Origin of the sequence: Burkholderia lata (genome assembly GCF_902499025.1) — a bacterium.
Taxonomy (GTDB): domain Bacteria; phylum Pseudomonadota; class Gammaproteobacteria; order Burkholderiales; family Burkholderiaceae; genus Burkholderia; species Burkholderia lata_C.
Genome location: NZ_CABVPW010000021.1, coordinates 64,743 through 82,172, shown reverse-complemented (window position 1 = coordinate 82,172; position 17,430 = coordinate 64,743). Strand labels below are relative to the sequence as shown.

The window sequence follows — 17,430 nt, the reverse complement described above, 5'->3', positions numbered from 1 at the left end:
ACGACGACGCGCGCACTCAAGAAAGTGCGCGCGTTTTCCAGACGTCAAGCGATCCCGACCGCGTTCACACACCGCCATCGTCGTCGATGTCGCGCGCCGTCGGCTCGTAACGCACGATCGACAGGAACACGATCGGCGTGGCGGCGCTGATCGCGACGACCCAGAACATGTCCGTGCCGAGCCGCGCCTGCAGGATCGGCAGCACGAACAGCGCAAGCGCCTGGCCGATGCCGCACAGCGAACGCCCGAAGCCGACGCCGGTGCCGCGGATCGATGCCGGATACGACAGCGTCGGATAGATCATCATCTGCGCGCCGGGCCCGAACCCTTCGGCGAACAGCCAGGTGCCGAGCATCAGCAGCACGAAGCCGATCGCGAGTGCGCCATGCGGATGCCCCGCCAGCGCGAGCGCCACGAGCGCGACGAACTGGAGCGCGAAGCCCGCAATCGCGACATGACGCGATGCATGGCGATGGGCGAGGCGCATACCCAGCAAGCCGCCGGTAAACGCGAAGAGCACGTTCAGCGCCAGCGACGCCGCAATCGTTTCGAACACACCCGCGCCGAGAAACTGCGACAGGATCGACGGCAGGAAGAAGGCGATCGCCGTGTATTCGAACGGGATGCACAGGTTCATCACGCTGGCGACGATCGTGCGTCCCAGGTACGGGCGCTGGAACAGCACGCGAATGCGCACGGGCGGCTGGCTCGGTGCCGGACGGGCATCTTCCGCTTCGTGCGCGTGAATCCCGTACGACTCGCGCAGAATCCGCGCGGCGTTGGCCAGATCCCCCTGGTTCGCGGCCCACAGCGGCGATTCGTTCATGAAGCGGTTCCTGAACAGGATGATGACGAGCGCGGGCACCGCGCCGAAGATCAGCGACGCACGCCAGAGCCATCCCGCATGCTCGGCGGGCAGCAGGAAATACAGCCCGAAGATCAGCAGGAAGCAGACCGACGACGCCACGTACCACATCGGGCACCACGCCGCGAGCCGCGACGCCTTGTTGCCGCGACCGTCGAACTTCGAGAATTCCGCGAGAAACGCCATCGCGACGGGCAGGTCGATGCCGACGCCGAGCCCCATCACGAAGCGCGCAGCGATCAGCACCCAGACGTTCGGCGCGAGCCCGGCCGCGATCGCCGCGACCACGAAAAACAGCATGTCGGCCATGAACACCTGATAGCGGCCGATCTTGTCGGTCAGCCATCCGCCGACCAGGCTGCCGAAGATCGTGCCGATCATGATCGCCGACCCGACCAGCCCGGTCAGCGCGGGGGTCAGGCCGAACTCGCGCGCCACGTCGTCGATGCCGTAGGACAGCGTCGTCAGGTCGTATGCATCGAGAAAGACGCCGCCGAGCGCCAGCAGCACGATCATCCGGGCATGGCTGACCGAGCTGTCCACCGTGTTGATCAGGCGCGCGACGTCGCTTGCCGAGCGAATGGGCGAGGAAACCGGGGTGACGGCGTTCAGGTCGATCGAACTCATCGCATTCCTTAGTTTTTCGCCGAATGGCCGGCGAGGTCCGCATGAAGCCGGAAGCTCGACGTGTTCATTCGCGAGCAGTGGAGGCACTATGCTGCGAAGCGCCTCCCGGCACGCGATGCCGTCGCGTTCCGGCAGCAGGCATTCTGTTCTCCCGTTCCGGTTATCCCAAGCGATATAAATCGATAAATTAATCGGCCCGCGTCATAAAGTTGCTCGCCGCCCGCGCTTAGCAGCAGCGTGCATGTTCAATCGCGGATTTCTTCGTTCGCGGCTCGTCGATGCTTCGTTACAGTAGCCGGTCACCCTGCCTGTTCGCGGCACCTTGCCGCCCTTCCGGAGAATTCCCGATGAAGCTGTCCTGGTCCCGCGCGTGGCAATCCGCGGCCCTCGTCGTTGCCGCGTTTGCCGGTCTCGCCTCGATGCAGGCACGCGCGGCGACGCCCGCGGAGATCCGCGTCGACTACGCGTACTACTCGCCGGAAAGCCTGGTGATCCGCCACTTCGGCTGGCTCGAAGACGAATTCAAGGCCGACCGCACGTCGATTCGCTGGGTGCTGAGCCTGGGCAGCAATCGCGCGCTCGAATACCTGAACAGCGGTGCGGTCGACTTCGGTTCCGCCGCGGGTCTCGCGTCGGTGCTCGCCCGTGCGAACGGCAACCCGATCCATACGGTCTACGTGTTCTCCCGCCCCGAGTGGACCGCGCTGGTGGTCCGCAAGGATTCGCCGATCCGCTCGCTGGCGGACCTGAAGGGCAAGAAGATCGCCGCGACGCGCGGCACCGATCCGTTCCTGTTCACGCTACGCGCGCTGCACACGGTCGGCCTGACCCGCGACGACGTCGAGATCGTCAACCTGCAGCATCCGGACGGGCGCACTGCGCTCGCGAACGGCCAGGTCGATGCTTGGGCCGGCCTCGATCCGCACATGGCCGCGGCACAGCTCGACGACGGCGCTCGCCTGCTCTACCGCAACGTCGCGTTCAATACCTATGGTTTCCTGAACGTCCGCGACGCATTCGCCGGCCAGTACCCGCAGGCGGTCACGCGCGTGCTGAAGGTCTACGATCGCGCGCGCCAGTGGATCGTCGCGCATCCGGCCGACACCGCGCAGATCGTCGCCGACGAATCGAAGGTATCGCTGCAGGTGGCCAAACTGCAGCTGCAACGCAACGACTTCAGCGATCCCGTTCCCGGCGACACCCAGCGCGCGGCGCTGAAGGCGGCGGCGCCGGTGCTGACGGCCGAACAGCTGACCAAGCCCGGCGTCGATCCCGCGAAGATCGTCGATACGCTGATCGATCCGGCGTTCGCGCGCCCGCTCGTCGACGCGTCGCGCTGAGACCGCCCATGACCGACACCGCTGCCCGCGACGACACGCTCGCGCCTCGCCGGCCCGCTTCGCCACCCGCCAGCCGGCGCGATCCGCTCCGAAGATGGCGGATCGCCGGCCTCGCGCTGCCGTTTGCGGTGCTCGCGTTGCTGGAGATCGTCGTGCGGCAAGGCTGGCTGCCGAACCATCTCGTCCCGGCTCCGAGTGAGATTCTCGACACGCTCGCCCGCATGGGCATCACGCGCGTGGCGCGCCATGTCGGCGCCAGCACGCTGCGGGTCGCGGCGGGCTTCGCCGCCGGCGCCGCACTCGCGCTCGTCGTCGGCGCGGCGATGGGCCTGAGCCGCCGGATCGACGCGCTGCTCGAGCCGACGTTCCAGGCACTGCGCGCGATTCCGTCGCTCGCGTGGGTGCCGGTGTTGTTGCTGTGGCTCGGCATCGATGAAGCACCGAAGATCACGCTGATCGCGATCGGCGCGTTTTTCCCGGTCCACCTCGCGGTGGTCGCCGGCATTCGCGACGTCGACCGCAAGCTAATCGAGCTTGGCGCGGTGTACCGGCTCGGTCCGCTCGCACTGTTCCGTCGCATCCTGCTGCCGGCCGCGCTGCCGCAGATCGTCACCGGGCTGCGCACGGGCCTCAGTCTCGCGTGGATGTTCATGGTCGCCGCGGAGTTGATCGCGGCCACGCGCGGCCTCGGCTTCCTGTTGAGCGACGGCCGCGAAACCGGGCGCCCGGATCTCGTGTTCGGTGCGATCCTGCTGCTGGCGTTGCTCGGCAAGCTGACCGACGGCGCGATGGCACGCATCGAGTCGCACTGGCTCGGCTGGCGCGACGCATTCGACCACGCGCCACGCAAGGTGTCGGCATGAGCACGCGCCCTTCTGCACACACGGCAGCGGGCACCGCGACACCGCTGCTCGACCTGCGCATCGCCCGCAAGCTTTACGGCGATCGCACGATCCTTGCCGACGTCCCGCTGCAGGTTGCGCGCGGCGAGATCGTCTGCGTGGTCGGCCCGAGCGGTTGCGGGAAGAGCACGCTGCTGCGGATCGTCGCCGGCCTCGACACGGATTTCCGCGGCAGCGTGAAGCTGGGCGGCGTCGCGCTCGACGGCCCCTCTCCGCGTGCCGGCGTGATCTTCCAGGAGCCGCGACTGCTGCCGTGGCTATCGATCGCGGACAACGTCGGCTTCGCAGCCGGCCCGCGAGGCGGGCGCGAGCCGGCCGTCGCACGGCTGCTCGACGAAGTCGGCCTGGCCGGCGTCGCCCGGCAGCTGCCGGCCACGTTGTCTGGCGGGATGGCCCAGCGCGCGGCGATCGCGCGCGGGCTGTTCGGCGAGCCGGACCTGCTGCTGCTCGACGAACCGTTCAGCGCGGTCGATGCGATCACCCGGATGCGGTTGCAGACGTTGCTGCTCGATGTCGTCGACCGGCACCGGATGGCCGCGATCGTCGTCACGCACGATCTGGACGAAGCGCTGTATCTGGGCGATCGCGTGCTGATGCTCGCGCCGAACCCGGGCCGCATCGACGACGAGATTCGCGTCGACGTCGCACGGCCGCGCGATCGGCGCGACCCGTCGCTGGCCGCGCTGCGCGCGCGGCTGCTGGACGCATTCCAGCAGCTTCAGGATCGTGCCGACGCAGCGAAGCGCCAGCCGCGCGACCGTCAAACCACCGAAGCCTGATTGCGCGCCGGCCGATGCGTCACCGGCGTTTCCCGGCCCCGATCCGACACGCGTTCAGGCCGGGACTACGCATCCGTCGCCTGTCGCCGTCATATCGGAGCCCCAATAGGGTGCACGGGATATCGGGCGTGCCCGCTCACGTCGCGGCGGCGTGAATGCCGCAACGCGGCGGTGCGCCGACGCACCTCAACCGTGCGTATGCCGCAACTCGCCGTCGATGGTCTGCGGCAGTCTCAGCAAGTTGAAGATCGGGCACACGGCCTCGACCGCCTGATGCAGCGCACGAATCGCCTCCGGCGGTTCGGGCGAGACGATATCGAGCGTGTAGCGGAGGTTGTGCGGGAACACCGGCACATGCTCGAACCCCGGTTGCTGCGCGAGCGGATGCTGGTCGCCGGTCACCTCGACTTCGATCGAGTCGATCTTCAGGCCGCGCTCCGCGGCCTGGATCAGCGTGATGTGCGTCAGGCAACTGCCCAGCACGCCGAGCTGCAACTCCGGCGACGCCGGCCCGAGGTTGTAGCCCGCGAAATCGGGCGGACTGTCGCTGATCACCTGGAAATCGCGAATGCGGATTTCGCGCACGCCGCTGCGACCCAGCGCGCGCACGGTCGCTTTCAACGGGGTGGCCTTGAGATCCGGATCGCTGCGGGCGGATTCCTTTTTCGCGAGCCAGGCGTCGCGCTTTTGTTCGAGATAGTCGTTCAGTGTCGTCATGTCGGGCCGGTACGGTCGCGATGATTGGCGTCGCCTACGGCGGCCAATCGAGAGGGATCTTCATGCTATGCCGTTCCGCGACAGCCGCTAAACGATCTTTCCAGCAAAGCAATTCGCGGCGCGTGATGTTGGGTGGCGGCACGTGTGCTCGGGAACCGTCGGCGGTCCTTCACACTCCTCGAGTTATCCACAATTTCCGTGCATAACCCTGTGGAGAACGTTCGCGCAAATGCGCCGCCGCCTTTGCCGACAAGCATCACGGCGACGCAGTCGCCACATCGCGGGCAATGAGCGCCGACCGCTTCGCATCGGGTTGTGCGATCGTCCGGACGTTGCGCTTCACCGGGCTGGTGCATGGATCGTCGAGATCGGTAGTCAGAATGTCAACTCCAGAAATGAGCCCCTTCAGCGCCGGTCGCACCGCGACGCCACGAGCCCTGCTCGACGATCCGCTGCCGGCCGCGCCGGTTGCCCGCATCGGTGCGTTACGCGAGCACCTCGTCACGCAAACGAAACTGCGCGACCGCCGCACTCAGCCGCGAGCCTTGTTCGTCGAGCGACAGCGCGGCGGCCGCGGCTTCCTCGACCAGCGCGGCATTTCGCTGCATCGTCTGCTCCATCTGGATGACCGCGGCGTTCACCTGCTCGATGCCCGACGATTGCTCTTCGAACGCGTTGCTGGTCTCGCTCATGATCGAATTGACGCGCTCGACCGCCGAGACGAGCTCGGCCATCGCCGACCCGGCCAGTGCGACGAGGCCGCTGCCGTCTTCGACGCGCTGCGCGGAATGGCCGATCAGCTCGCGGATTTCCTTCGCCGCCGACGCGCAGCGCTGCGCGAGCCCGCGCACCTCGGTCGCGACGACCGCGAAGCCGCGCCCCTGCTCGCCTGCACGTGCGGCTTCGACGGCGGCGTTCAACGCGAGGATGTTGGTCTGGAACGCGATGCTCTCGATCACGCCGACGATCCCGGAGATCCGCGTGGAACTGTGCGAAATCGCCGACATCGTCTCGACGACGCGCTGCATCGCCTCGCCGCCACGCGACGCGATGCCTGCCGCGCCTTCGACGTAGGTGCGGGCATCGCGCGCGTTGTCCGCGTTCTGGCGCACGGCCGCCGTCAGCTGCTCGACGCTCGCGGCCGCCTGTTGCAGCGAGACGGCCTGCTGCTCGGTGCGCGCCGACAGGTCGACATTGCCGCTCGCGATCGTGCGGACGTCGCCGACGATCGTCTCCGTGCTCGCGCGCACCTGGTTCACGGTCTCGACGAGGCCGTCCTGCATCCGCTTCAGCGCATGCAGCAGGTAAGCCATCTCGTTCTCGCCGGGCACGACGACCGCGCCGGTCAGGTCGCCTTTCGAGATCTTCTCGAACTGGTCGACCGCGAGCCTGATCGGCTCGATGATCGCCTTCGCGAGCACGCGCTGCGCAAAGAAGCCGACGACGAGTGCGAACACCGCGACCGCCGCCATCCCCCACACGATCCGGTGGAAATGCACCCCGGCCGCGTCGTAGCGCGCCTTTTCGCGCGCGACCTGGAACGCTTCGAGCGCATCGATCGCCTCCTGGTAGGCGGCGAACAGCGCGGGCGGCGCGGTACGTTGCGTGTCGAGGAAGCCGAATCCGTCGTCGCCGTCGAGTTGCGACAGCGCCTTCAGGAACACGCTGTCGAGCAACGCCCGACGGCGATTCTGCAGCGTGTCGAACAGCGCCTGCTCGTCGGCGTGGCGCGCGTGCAGGCCCGCATACGCGTCCAGTTCGTCGTTGCTCTGCTTGAGGAGCGTGCGGAGTTTCGCGATCTCGTCCTTGCCCGAGTGGCCGGCACTGATGATCTGCGCGACGTCGCTCATGCGTTCGCGCAGCACGAGCATCCGCTCGGAGCTGGTCTTCAGGTGCAGCAGCGACGCGGTGTCGTCGCGGTACATCGCCTCGAGCGAACCGTTGCCCATGTAGAGGGCCGCGATGCACGCGCCGACCACCAGCACGAGTAGCACGGTATAGCCGGCGATGGTCGCGACGAGACCACCACGGATAGTGAGTTGTTTTCGCATGACGTTCCCTTGCGCCGGCCGGGCGCGGCCAGCGGCGGATGTGGATTCCGGATCACGAAAGACGCGCGCCGCGTTGCAACACGGGCGCATGGGCTGCGAACGGGTTAACGGCGGGGGGAACGGGAAGGTTTTATCTGCACGCGACGTGGATCTTGACGATTGCGACAGATAACGGGCGAAACGGCACGTGACGGGTGCGCGAAGCAGTGCAGACGATCACCCGGACGGGAAGAAAGGCATCCTGATCACTCGACGCGCCCCGACGGGACCCTAGCCGCCATTGGCCAACCTGGAGCGGATCTCGTCGGCCGAAAGGTCGCGCAGATGCGTGGCGATCTGCCACAGATTCCCCCACGGATCCTTCACCATCGCCCGCCGGTCGCCGTACGGCAGGTCGGCCGGCGCTTCGAGCGGGATCGAATGTGCTGCGAGCGCTCGTCGATAGGTCAGGTCGGCATCCTCGACATAGACGTACAGGAAGGCGGGAATCGGATCGCGCAGGCCGTCTTCCCCGCTGATCATCACGACGGAATCGCCGATCCTGATTTCCGCAGGCAGCCCCGGGCGGTACTCGCCTTGCGCGAGAAATACCGTCCGAATGAATTCGATCAGGTTTTGCGGATCCGGCACGACGATCCGGGGCGTGACGGTGTGCCATCCGTCGGGCTGGAATGTGACCATGTCGGGCAGCCTCCGAAGCGATTCCGGGGGTATTGTCCTCCCGGCACGCGTGGCCTGCAAAGGATCGACTACGGCCGGCGCGCCGAAATTCACACCCGCTCTTCAATCGACGATGAACAGCCTGGCGCCTGTCGTGGTCGACGATCGATGCGCTTCCGCATGGTCGGCGACCTGGTAGCTCATGCCGGGTCGAAGCATGAACTGCCGCCCGTCTTCGAGTTCCGTCAGCAACTCGCCTTCGAGGCAATACAGGATGTGACCTTTGACGCACCAGTGGTCGGCCAGGTAGCCGGCCGAGTATTCGACCTGCCTCACGCGGATATCCCCGAACTGCATCGTCCGCCAGGTTGCCACCCCGCGTTCTCCGCGGTGTTCGGTCGGCTCGACGGTGCCCCAGTCGGTCGTTCCAAACGGGATGCCGGTCATTTTCATCATGCTTCTCGCTGACGTGGCGTTGCGCGCGGGGCTTGACGCGCCCCTCAGAGGATCTCGACTTCGACGAACACCACTTCGTGATCCGTCGCGTTGACGACGTTGTGTTCGACGCCCTTCGGCCCCGCATAGCTGCGCCCGGCATGCAGCTGCGACTCCCGGTTGCCCTGCGCGGTTTCGAGGAGCAGCTGCCCGTCCGTTTGCGGCACGACGACATAGTCATGCTGATGAACATGCCAGCCGGTCTCGGCGCCGGGCGCAAATCGCCATTCGGTGACGATCACGCGCTCGTTCTCAACCTGCTTCGTCGGGACGGCTTGCGGACGGTGGTGCATCGTATGTCTCCCAAAGTGTGGAGGCTGGCTGGCAGCCCTGCTGTCTTCCGAGGCTCGACAGGCTCGCCGCTCATTCTAAAGACGAAGCGCATCGTTCGACACATTCAGATGCGTTGCGTTTTCCCGCGCATCTGTTTTCGTCGGACGCGGCGCGCAACGGCTGGTGTCGCTACTGCTTCGCGATCCGGTACTGGCAGATGAGGCGCCCCTCTCGCAGGCAGTGATCCGTGACCGTTCGCCCGGTCGCCTCGGAGAAATAGGCTGCGATGGCGCGACACACACACGGCGTTTCGCGCACGGCGCTCGCGACCGGGCAGCTGTAATTGCGGACCATGATCGCGTTGCCGTCGGGGACGGCTTCCGTGTGCGCACCCAGTGCGTCGACGACGGCCATTGCGCTGGCCAGGTTCGTGTCGAAGTCGTCCGACGCCGGCAGGCCGTTCTCGCGCGCGAGGCGGCGGCCCGTGTCGACGAGCACCGCTTCGAGCTGGCGCGCGTCGAGATGCGCCTGAAGCGTGGCGAGCAGCGCCAGCAGAAACGCCGGATACGCGCTCGACGTGGCGTCCTCGCTGCCCGGCGCAGCCTCGTAGAGCACGGCCGGCTTGCCCGGTGTGCCGGTCTGCACCGGCTTGTGCCGGCGCACGAGCCCCTCCGCTTCCAGCTGCTTCAACTGCATGTTGATCGCCGTCCGCGTCACATTGAGGGATTCGCAGAGCTGCACGACCGTCAGCGGTTCTCGTTGCAGCGCGCGTAGGACGTCGTTCTTGGTAGTCACGGGAAAAGGGTTCGGATCGGCGGGTGAGCGATCGATTATAGCCCCGCGCCGGACGGGCTCGACCGGGCCATATTAACAATAACGACACATCTATTTGTCATTATTGTTAATATGCACTAGACTCGTGTTGCCGTCCCCGTCCCCCACCCACCGAAGAGTTCAGACCATGAGACGATCCGCGTCCCGTCTTTCCTGGGCGATCCTGCTTGGCCTCGCGGCCGCGCAGGCCGCGTCCGCCCAAACGCCCGCGCCTTCCGCCGGCCAGAAATCGTCGCCCACGCAACTGGTCGATGCGCTGAATGGCGTGTTCGGCCGCCATCCCGGCGCGCGAGCCGTGCATGCGAAGGGCATCGTCCTCGAAGGGTCGTTTACGCCGAGTGCCGCCGCGCCGGCCATCAGCAAGGCACCGCACTTCCAGGCTGCCGTGCCGGTGGTCGTCCGGTTCTCCGACTTTGCCGGCATTCCCGATATCGCAGACAACCATCCGCTCGCGTCGCCGCGCGGCTTCGCGATCAAGTTCAAGCTGCCCAACGGCAGCGATACCGACATCGTCGCGCACTCGTTCAACGGCTTTCCCTCCCCGACGGCCGACGATTTTCACGATCTGCTGATTGCGCTTGGCACGAGCGGCCCGAACGCAGCCAAGCCGACACCGCTGGATACCTATCTGGACAGCCATCCGGTCGCGAAGGCGTTTCTCACCGCACCGAAGCCGTTCCCGGTCAGCTACGCGACGCTGCCGTACTTCGGCGTCAACACGTTCCGTTTCATCGACGCGAAAGGCGCTGTGACCTACGGGCGCTATCAGTTCCTGCCGGTCGGCGGCGAGCACTACTTGCCGGATGCGGAGGCGGCCAAGGTGGCGCCCGACGCGCTGCAATCGGAAATCCGCCAGCGCGTCGCGCGCTCGCCGATCCGGTTCCGCCTCGTGCTGCAGATCGCGCAGCCCGGCGACAAGCTCGACGATCCCTCCATCGTGTGGTCGAACACCCATCGCACCGTGGAACTCGGCACGATCTCGATCACGAAGGCGGTAGCCGACAACACGGCGGCGCAGCGCCGTCTGCTGTTCCTGCCCAGCGCACTGCCTGCCGGTATCGAGGCGGAAGACCCGATGATCAATGCGCGTTCGGCTGCCTACCCGGTATCGTTCGCGCGCCGCCAGCAGTAAGTGCGACGGCTGCGGTTGCCAACCGCTACGCGCATATATAAGCAGTCCGTATGAACTACGGCATGCCGCCTCCGAAAGAAACGGCATGCCGTACCGACGCTACCCCAACCCAGGAGAACCTCCCGTGCCAATGCTCAAATTCGACCTCATCGAAGGCCGCACCGACGAACAGGTGCGCACCCTGCTGGACGCTGCCCATCAGGCGATGGTGCAGGCGTTCGATGTTCCCGTTACCGATCGCTACCAGTCCGTCACGCAGCATCGCCCCGGCGAACTCGTGGTGGAAGACACCGGGCTCGGGTATCCGCGATCCCGGAACGTGGTGCTGCTGACGGCAGTGAGCCGCCAGCGCACCGAGTCGCAGAAGATCGCGTTCTATCGTCTGCTCGTCGAGAACCTGCACACGCAATGCGGCATCTCGCCGGACGACGTCATCGTGTCCATCGTCGAGAACGGTGATGCGGACTGGTCGTTCGGCCGCGGGCGTGCGCAGTTCATCACCGGCGAACTCACCTGATCGCTGGCGCCGCGGCGCTGGTTGCAATCGCGGGCCGTCCCGCCCCGGCTCGCATGCAGCCGCGGCGGGACGATGGTCGATCCGGGCGGCACGCGTACTCCCACTCCGCGTCGGTGGGCAGCCGATAGCCATGGCTGCGTGGAACCGGGGAGGCACCCGTTCCGTCTTCATCGATTTCGTAGCTGCAAGGCAGACCGTCGGCCATCGACAGCCGGTTGCAGAACCGGACGGCGTCGATCCACGATACGTTTTCCACCGGGCAGTGCGCGCCGACATGCGACGACGGCGACAGCCCCGTGACCGCCGCGTATTGCGCCTGGGTCACCGGGTAGCGGCCGATCGCAAAGCGTTGCAGATCGACGCACCACGTGCGGCCGATCCGGTCGTCCCTCAATGCGATGGTGCCGGCGGGAACCTGCACCATCGGCAGATCGGGTATTTCAGACGGATATTCGCTGTTCTCCACGCTGCCGCCCCCCTTATGAAGCCGGCCTGACGGAACCCGCTTCGTCATAAGCGACGATGTTCAGTCCTTCCGTCGCTGCCGGCGCGACGAAGTGGCGCGTGATCCGTTCGAACTCGGCGTCCGATGCCTGGAACGGATGGTCGCCTCGCGCATTGCGTGCGTGCAGCCGCGCCTTGCAGACCGCATCGCTGACGTCGAGGAAATGCAGTCGATGATCGCGGCCGGCGGCCTGCGAAACGGCGAGGCCCCATGCGCGCGCGGCGACGGTATTGAACGGGACATCGAGCACGACCGACACGCCGGCCCGCAGCACCGCGCGGGCCTGATCGGCAATCACGTTGCCGACGCGCCTCGCGCACCGGACATAGTCGTCGATCGACAGGATCTCGCCCGGATAGAGCTGCGCGAGCCATGCGTCTTCGCTGATCGCAACGACCGGCCCGGCGCTCGCGAGCCGCGCGACGAGCGTCGATTTTCCGGACGCGATCTTGCCGCATACCATGTGGAGCAACACGGCATCGTCCGACGCCGTCGCGTGAAGTGACTTTCCAGTCTGCATTTCCAGGCCCTTCATCGAATGCCCAGAAAGCAAAAACCCGCCTTCCGGGCGGGTTGTGACGATTTCCATTCAGTCGATCGCTATCCCGCCGGCAACAGTGCGGCGCAAATAATCGAACGGGTTTGCGAATGGGTCATGCGCATCAGAATAACCAACTGTCCGATCGCGAGCAAGCGGGTTGGAAACGGCGCACGTCAACCTGTGCGCTTGAAACCGGTACACCCGCCGGAAATGAATATCGGCGCGCCCTGGTGTCTACGCGCCGCCTCCACTCAGATAGCGGTGGGTTCGACATGGTCGACTACGCGCGTCCCCTCTTCCTACGACATACATCCGCGCAGCCTCATGTTTAACTCATGCCCAACCGGATCGGACGCATTCCGAATCCGCGCGGCGCGCACCTTGAGTTTTCATGAAGCCGATCCATGCTTCCATGACTTCCGATGTGCGTGACGCACTGCCTGTGTACTGCGGTGACGAACCGGCTATCGGAGTGTGAACCAACGCGCGCGTTGCTGCCGCACCCGCTGCTCTCCTGGTGAAGATTGCCGATGCATCGCCATGGCAACAACGACTGGAACCTGAATGGTGAAAAACGCCGAACACGTGAATTCCCACAGCGCGATCGCCTGTGCGCCGGCAGCAAGTGAGCCGATCGGATACCCGCTCGCATGCGTCTGATCTGTTTTCCCTATGCGGGCGGCTCGGCCGCCGTCTATCGTGCGCTGCAAGCCTTGTTGCCCGGCATCGAAGTGCGCCGTCATGAACTTGCAGGCCGAGGCGGCCGCCTGTCCGAGCCTGCCGTCCGAGACATGTCGACGCTGGTCGACACGCTGCTGTGCGACCTGGGTGACTGCTTCGATCGTCCCTTCGCACTGCTCGGACACAGCATGGGCGCAGCGATTGCCGTCGAACTGGCGCTGCGGCTTCCCGCCCACGCGCAATCGAACCTGCGGCATCTGTTCGTGAGCGCGCGCGCCGCACCGGGCAAGGTGCGCCCCGATCGACGCATGCAGGCGCTGGACGACCGCGCCTTCATCGATGCGCTGCGCGAGATGGGCGGCACACCGAAGGCAGTACTGGACAACAGCGAACTGATGGCGTTGCTGATGCCGGCGCTGCGTGCGGATTTCACGATGATCGAAAACCACCGGCCCGTGCCCGGGCGCAGGCTGGCGGTGGACATCACCGCGTTCGCGGGCCGGGCGGATAAAGAAGTCCCCGTTGATGCCGTTGCAGGCTGGGGCGCCGAGACGACCGGGCGCTTCGATTTTCACGTCATCGAAGGCGATCATTTCTTTTTGAGAAGCGAAATGCGGACGCTGGCCGGCATCATCGCGGCCCGCCTGCGGCGCGTGGAACACGTCGCGTTGAGCTCACTGCAGGCATGACGGGCCGATCCTCGCGATCGGCGTGCCGGCCGGTGCCGTGATCGTCGAATGAAACGGCCCGCGCGCCTTATCCGCTCCCATGCCGGAGCCGCGGGCCGGTCAAGCATGCCGGGAGGCCGCGTCGCTTCCCTGCGCGCGATACTTGGAGTGCCATTGTGCAACGTAATCGAAAGCGAATCCTCGTAACAGGTGGCGCGGGTTTCCTCGGTTCGCATCTTTGCGAGCGCCTGGTCGAACTCGGCCACGACGTATTGTGCGTCGACAACTATTTCACCGGCACGAAGCAGAACGTGGCTGCGCTGCTCGGCAACCCGAGCTTCGAGGCACTGCGCCACGACGTGACCTTTCCGTTGTACGTGGAAGTGGACGAGATCTACAACCTCGCGTGCCCGGCTTCGCCGATCCACTATCAATTCGATCCCGTGCAGACCACCAAGACCAGCGTGATGGGCGCGATCAACATGCTGGGGCTCGCCAAGCGCACGCATGCGCGCGTTCTGCAAACCTCGACGAGCGAGGTGTACGGCGACCCCGATGTGCATCCGCAACCGGAGAGTTACCGGGGCAACGTCAACCCGCTCGGGCCGCGCGCCTGCTACGACGAAGGCAAACGGTGTGCGGAGACCCTGTTCTTCGACTATCACCGCCAGCAGAACGTGCGAATCAAGGTGGTACGCATCTTCAACACGTACGGGCCGCGCATGCATCCCAACGACGGCCGCGTGGTGTCCAACTTCATCGTGCAGGCGCTGCGCGGCGAGGACATCACGCTGTATGGCGACGGCAGCCAGACCCGGGCATTCTGCTATGTCGACGATATGGTCGACGGTTTGATCCGGATGATGGCCACGCCCGCGGAACTCACCGGCCCGATCAATCTCGGCAATCCGCACGAGATCGCGGTCAGCGAACTTGCGCAGATCATTTTGCGCCTGACCGGCTCGAAGTCGCGGCTCGTATTCCGTCCGCTGCCGAAGGATGATCCGACACAACGTTGCCCCGATATCAGCCTCGCACGCACCCACCTCGACTGGGAGCCGACGATCGGGCTCGAAGCGGGGCTCCGGCGGACCATCGATTATTTCTGCTCGACCGTCCCTGCCTGACGCCGCGTCCGGAAGCCACGCTTCGATGATCGGAAGGCAATGGCATGACGCGGTGACGTCGCATTGCCGATGTCCCATTTTTACGTGACAGACGTGACAGGGAGAGCATGCTCCAATCGGGTCGTACCGTTACACCATTGGCCAGGATGAAGCGATTCTCGTGCGCCAGTGTCCATCAATCCGCCTCGCCAGCCGGATCTGCGCGCATGGAAAAACTCGAGTATCTGAAGCAGGTCGAATCGAAGGCGCGAACCTACGCAACCTCTTTCCCGCGGCTGTTTACCCATGCCAAGGGCATACGCGTACGCGACGCCGACGGGCAGGAATACATCGACTGCCTGTCAAACGCGGGTACGCTCGCGCTCGGACACAATCACCCGGAAGTCAATGAAGCCGTCATGCGGTTTCTGTCGTCCGATCAAATGCAACAGGCACTCGACCTGGCAACGCCGGCCAAGCACGCGTTCGTCGAGCAGCTGTTCTCGCTCCTGCCCGGGAAGATCGCCGAATCCGGCAAGATCCAGTTTTGCAGTCCCAGCGGGGCGGATGGTGTCGAGGCGGCTATCAAGCTGACCCGGCACTATACGGGCCGCCCGACGATCATGGCGTTCCACGGCGCCTACCACGGCATGACGGCCGGCGCACTCGCCGCGTCGGGCAATCTCACGCCCAAGTCGGCCGGCGGCAATGGACGCGACGTTCATTTCCTGCCTTATCCCTATGCTTTTCGCTGCCCGTTCGGCACCGATGGCTCGGCGACCGATCAACTCAGCATCAACTACATCCGGACCGTCCTGTCCGATCCCGAGAGCGGGATCACGAAACCGGCGGCCATCATCGTCGAAGTCGTGCAAGGCGAAGGGGGCTGCATCCCTGCGCCCGACACCTGGTTGATCGAGTTGCGCGAGCTGACGCTGCGGCATGAGATCCCGTTGATCGTCGATGAAGTGCAGACCGGGCTCGGTCGAACCGGCGCCCTGTTCGCGATCGAGCATTCCGGCATCCGGCCGGACGTACTGGTGCTGTCGAAAGCATTCGGCGGCGGCTATCCGTTATCGGTGGTGGTCTATGACGAACGCCTGGACACCTGGCCGCCCGGCGCGCATGCCGGTACCTTTCGAGGCAACCAGATTGCGATGGTGGCCGGCCTGTCGACCATGCGCATCGTCGAACGGGAGGATCTGTCGGCGCATGCGGACAGGGTCGGCAAACGCCTGGTTGCCGGCCTCGAAGGGCTTGCCGAACGCTTCCCCTGTCTCGGCCAGATACGCGGCCGCGGCCTGATGATCGGCGTTGAAGTCGTCATGCCCGGCACCCATGGCCGAACCGGCCCGGCCCATGCGGAACGGGCAAAAGCCATCAAGCGGAACTGCCTGCAAAACGGACTCATTGTCGAAACCGGCGGCCGCAACGGCGCGGTACTCCGGTTCCTGCCGCCGCTGATCGTTTCGGAAGCGGATATCCACGAAATTCTCAATCGCTTCGAGCATGCCGTGGAAACGGCCTGCCGTGCATAGCCGCACCGCGGCGCGACCGCGCAGACCGACCCGTTCGGTTTCGCCGTGATCCACGTTAAGGAAAGGACTATTGACGATGCTGGGCATGACGGAACGCAAGCTGCTTGCCGAGGGAAGCTCTCCGTGGCTGCTGGAGCCCGTGTCGAGCGGGCGCGACATCACGCAGGCGGTGAACGACAACCGGGCGGCACTCGAATCCCGGCTTCTGGAACATGGCGCACTCCTGTTTCGTGGCTTCGACGTTTCGTCCGTGGGCAGCTTCGAAGCGTTTGCTCACGCGATTTCGGCCCATCAGTCCGACTACGTCTATCGCTCCACGCCGCGCACCTCGATCGGCAATGGCATCTTCACCGCAACCGAGTATCCGCCGAGCGAGACGATCGCCCTTCATTGCGAAAACGCGTATCAACGCAGCTGGCCGCTGAGCGTTGCATTCTGTTGCCTGACGCCGGCCACGACCGGCGGCGAAACGCCGATTGCCGACATGCGGGAGGTGAGCCGCAGGATCGGACCGCGCATCATGGATCGCTTCGAGGCGAAACGGGTCCGCTATGTCAGGCACTACCGGCGGCACGTCGACATTCCGTGGGAAACCGTCTTCCAGACCAGAGATCGCAGCCAGGTTGCAGCCTTCTGCGCAGACAACGGCATCGAGCTCGAATGGCTCGACGACGACACGTTACGCACCGCACAGATCAACCAGGGTGTGGCCTACCATCCGGTCACCCGCGACCGGGTGTTCTTCAATCAGGCCCATCTATTCCATATCTCGAACCTGGAAGCATCGCTCGCCAGTTCGATCGTCAGCCTGTTCGGCGAGGATCGAATTCCGCGCAATGCCTGCTATGGCGACGGGAGTCCATTCGATCTCGCCGACATCGAGCAGATCCGCAACGCGTTCCGCGAATGCGCGATCACGTTTCCATGGCAACGAGGCGACGTCCTGCTGGTCGACAACATGCGCTTCGCGCATGGCCGCAACCCGTTCGAAGGCGAGCGCAAGGTCGTCGTGTCACTGCTGGACCCGTACGCTCCCGACATCGAAGGAATCGCCGATCGTTAGCGAGCGCGCGCGTGCACATCAATAACAAGTCGTATTGATCCAGTGCGCGAAACGCCGTGTCCTTGGATTACGGGGCAGACGTCGGGTTAGAGCGATGCTCTAATTTCGAGACAATCCAGTTCAAGAAGCAAGCTTG

Annotated in this window: 18 protein-coding genes; 9 read left to right on the top strand and 9 right to left on the bottom strand. The window is 65.3% G+C overall.

Annotated elements, in window-relative coordinates:
* Nucleotides 1-64 precede the first annotated feature (64 nt).
* Nucleotides 65-1,492, bottom strand: coding sequence for an MFS transporter (locus BDI24065_RS21490; RefSeq protein WP_175032968.1), 1,428 nt, complete (start codon nucleotides 1,490-1,492; stop codon nucleotides 65-67).
* A gap of 347 nt (nucleotides 1,493-1,839) precedes the next feature.
* Here BDI24065_RS21490 and BDI24065_RS21485 point away from each other — a divergent pair, with 347 nt between their 5' ends.
* The 3 genes from BDI24065_RS21485 to BDI24065_RS21475 are packed head-to-tail and all read left to right on the top strand — an operon-like array spanning nucleotide 1,840 to nucleotide 4,513.
* Nucleotides 1,840-2,832 (top strand): aliphatic sulfonate ABC transporter substrate-binding protein, encoded by a 993-nt coding sequence (locus BDI24065_RS21485; RefSeq protein WP_175032967.1) that lies wholly within the window; start codon nucleotides 1,840-1,842, stop codon nucleotides 2,830-2,832.
* A gap of 8 nt (nucleotides 2,833-2,840) precedes the next feature.
* A complete protein-coding gene (locus BDI24065_RS21480; protein ID WP_175032966.1) occupies nucleotides 2,841-3,695 on the top strand; it encodes an ABC transporter permease in 855 nt (284 codons plus the stop codon).
* Nucleotides 3,692-4,513, top strand: a complete 822-nt coding sequence (locus BDI24065_RS21475; RefSeq protein WP_175032965.1) for an ABC transporter ATP-binding protein — start codon at nucleotides 3,692-3,694, stop codon at nucleotides 4,511-4,513. Before BDI24065_RS21480 ends, BDI24065_RS21475 begins: the two co-directional genes overlap by 4 nt.
* Nucleotides 4,514-4,699: 186 nt before the next feature.
* Here BDI24065_RS21475 and BDI24065_RS21470 read toward each other — a convergent pair whose 3' ends face one another.
* The 6 genes from BDI24065_RS21470 to BDI24065_RS21445 all read right to left on the bottom strand — a co-directional run bounded on the left by BDI24065_RS21470 (nucleotide 4,700) and on the right by BDI24065_RS21445 (nucleotide 9,504).
* On the bottom strand, nucleotides 4,700-5,230 hold the full coding sequence (locus tag BDI24065_RS21470) for an OsmC family protein (RefSeq protein ID WP_175032964.1): 531 nt from the start codon (nucleotides 5,228-5,230) through the stop codon (nucleotides 4,700-4,702).
* 485 nt (nucleotides 5,231-5,715) lie between these two features.
* Nucleotides 5,716-7,281, bottom strand: a complete 1,566-nt coding sequence (locus BDI24065_RS21465) for a methyl-accepting chemotaxis protein (protein ID WP_175032963.1) — start codon at nucleotides 7,279-7,281, stop codon at nucleotides 5,716-5,718.
* A 270-nt stretch (nucleotides 7,282-7,551) separates the two neighbouring features.
* On the bottom strand, nucleotides 7,552-8,055 hold the full coding sequence (locus BDI24065_RS21460; RefSeq protein WP_254609826.1) for a VOC family protein: 504 nt from the start codon (nucleotides 8,053-8,055) through the stop codon (nucleotides 7,552-7,554).
* 9 nt (nucleotides 8,056-8,064) lie between these two features.
* Entirely contained in the window at nucleotides 8,065-8,394 is a 330-nt protein-coding gene (locus BDI24065_RS21455; protein WP_175033030.1) for a DHCW motif cupin fold protein, read from the bottom strand.
* Between the two features lie 47 nt (nucleotides 8,395-8,441).
* Entirely contained in the window at nucleotides 8,442-8,729 is a 288-nt protein-coding gene (locus BDI24065_RS21450; protein WP_175032962.1) for a cupin domain-containing protein, read from the bottom strand.
* 169 nt (nucleotides 8,730-8,898) lie between these two features.
* Nucleotides 8,899-9,504, bottom strand: coding sequence for a helix-turn-helix transcriptional regulator (locus tag BDI24065_RS21445; RefSeq protein ID WP_175032961.1), 606 nt, complete (start codon nucleotides 9,502-9,504; stop codon nucleotides 8,899-8,901).
* A gap of 166 nt (nucleotides 9,505-9,670) precedes the next feature.
* Here BDI24065_RS21445 and BDI24065_RS21440 point away from each other — a divergent pair, with 166 nt between their 5' ends.
* A complete protein-coding gene (locus BDI24065_RS21440; protein WP_175032960.1) occupies nucleotides 9,671-10,675 on the top strand; it encodes a catalase family peroxidase in 1,005 nt (334 codons plus the stop codon).
* A gap of 130 nt (nucleotides 10,676-10,805) precedes the next feature.
* Nucleotides 10,806-11,192 carry a tautomerase family protein gene (locus BDI24065_RS21435; protein WP_254609831.1) on the top strand — a complete coding sequence of 129 codons (387 nt, stop codon included), beginning with the start codon at nucleotides 10,806-10,808 and terminating at the stop codon, nucleotides 11,190-11,192.
* On the opposite strand, the gene BDI24065_RS21430 is transcribed toward BDI24065_RS21435, so the two are convergent.
* The gene (locus BDI24065_RS21430) at nucleotides 11,185-11,658 is read right to left on the bottom strand and encodes a formylglycine-generating enzyme family protein (protein ID WP_254609825.1); all 474 of its coding nucleotides are present in this window, start codon (nucleotides 11,656-11,658) and stop codon (nucleotides 11,185-11,187) included. The genes BDI24065_RS21435 and BDI24065_RS21430 overlap by 8 nt on opposite strands.
* Nucleotides 11,659-11,671: 13 nt before the next feature.
* The gene (locus BDI24065_RS21425; protein WP_368040787.1) at nucleotides 11,672-12,172 is read right to left on the bottom strand and encodes an AAA family ATPase; all 501 of its coding nucleotides are present in this window, start codon (nucleotides 12,170-12,172) and stop codon (nucleotides 11,672-11,674) included.
* 716 nt (nucleotides 12,173-12,888) lie between these two features.
* On the opposite strand from BDI24065_RS21425, the gene BDI24065_RS21420 reads away from it, so the two are divergent.
* The 4 genes from BDI24065_RS21420 (at nucleotide 12,889) to BDI24065_RS21405 (ending at nucleotide 17,294) form a co-directional block, all read left to right on the top strand.
* Nucleotides 12,889-13,608 carry a thioesterase II family protein gene (locus BDI24065_RS21420; protein WP_175032958.1) on the top strand — a complete coding sequence of 240 codons (720 nt, stop codon included), beginning with the start codon at nucleotides 12,889-12,891 and terminating at the stop codon, nucleotides 13,606-13,608.
* Nucleotides 13,609-13,763: 155 nt separating this feature from the next.
* On the top strand, nucleotides 13,764-14,714 hold the full coding sequence (locus BDI24065_RS21415; RefSeq protein ID WP_175032957.1) for a UDP-glucuronic acid decarboxylase family protein: 951 nt from the start codon (nucleotides 13,764-13,766) through the stop codon (nucleotides 14,712-14,714).
* Nucleotides 14,715-14,920: 206 nt separating this feature from the next.
* Nucleotides 14,921-16,231 carry a diaminobutyrate--2-oxoglutarate transaminase family protein gene (locus BDI24065_RS21410; protein WP_175032956.1) on the top strand — a complete coding sequence of 437 codons (1,311 nt, stop codon included), beginning with the start codon at nucleotides 14,921-14,923 and terminating at the stop codon, nucleotides 16,229-16,231.
* Between the two features lie 76 nt (nucleotides 16,232-16,307).
* A complete protein-coding gene (locus tag BDI24065_RS21405) occupies nucleotides 16,308-17,294 on the top strand; it encodes a TauD/TfdA family dioxygenase (protein ID WP_175033028.1) in 987 nt (328 codons plus the stop codon).
* Nucleotides 17,295-17,430: the final 136 nt, after the last annotated feature.

Coding starts and splice junctions, on each gene's coding strand:
- BDI24065_RS21490 (WP_175032968.1), bottom strand. CDS start 1,492: ATGAGTTCGATCGACCTGAACGCCGTCACCCCGGTTTCCTCGCCCATT.
- BDI24065_RS21485 (WP_175032967.1), top strand. CDS start 1,840: ATGAAGCTGTCCTGGTCCCGCGCGTGGCAATCCGCGGCCCTCGTCGTT.
- BDI24065_RS21480 (WP_175032966.1), top strand. CDS start 2,841: ATGACCGACACCGCTGCCCGCGACGACACGCTCGCGCCTCGCCGGCCC.
- BDI24065_RS21475 (WP_175032965.1), top strand. CDS start 3,692: ATGAGCACGCGCCCTTCTGCACACACGGCAGCGGGCACCGCGACACCG.
- BDI24065_RS21470 (WP_175032964.1), bottom strand. CDS start 5,230: ATGACGACACTGAACGACTATCTCGAACAAAAGCGCGACGCCTGGCTC.
- BDI24065_RS21465 (WP_175032963.1), bottom strand. CDS start 7,281: ATGCGAAAACAACTCACTATCCGTGGTGGTCTCGTCGCGACCATCGCC.
- BDI24065_RS21455 (WP_175033030.1), bottom strand. CDS start 8,394: ATGAAAATGACCGGCATCCCGTTTGGAACGACCGACTGGGGCACCGTC.
- BDI24065_RS21450 (WP_175032962.1), bottom strand. CDS start 8,729: ATGCACCACCGTCCGCAAGCCGTCCCGACGAAGCAGGTTGAGAACGAG.
- BDI24065_RS21440 (WP_175032960.1), top strand. CDS start 9,671: ATGAGACGATCCGCGTCCCGTCTTTCCTGGGCGATCCTGCTTGGCCTC.
- BDI24065_RS21435 (WP_254609831.1), top strand. CDS start 10,806: ATGCTCAAATTCGACCTCATCGAAGGCCGCACCGACGAACAGGTGCGC.
- BDI24065_RS21420 (WP_175032958.1), top strand. CDS start 12,889: ATGCGTCTGATCTGTTTTCCCTATGCGGGCGGCTCGGCCGCCGTCTAT.
- BDI24065_RS21410 (WP_175032956.1), top strand. CDS start 14,921: ATGGAAAAACTCGAGTATCTGAAGCAGGTCGAATCGAAGGCGCGAACC.
- BDI24065_RS21405 (WP_175033028.1), top strand. CDS start 16,308: ATGCTGGGCATGACGGAACGCAAGCTGCTTGCCGAGGGAAGCTCTCCG.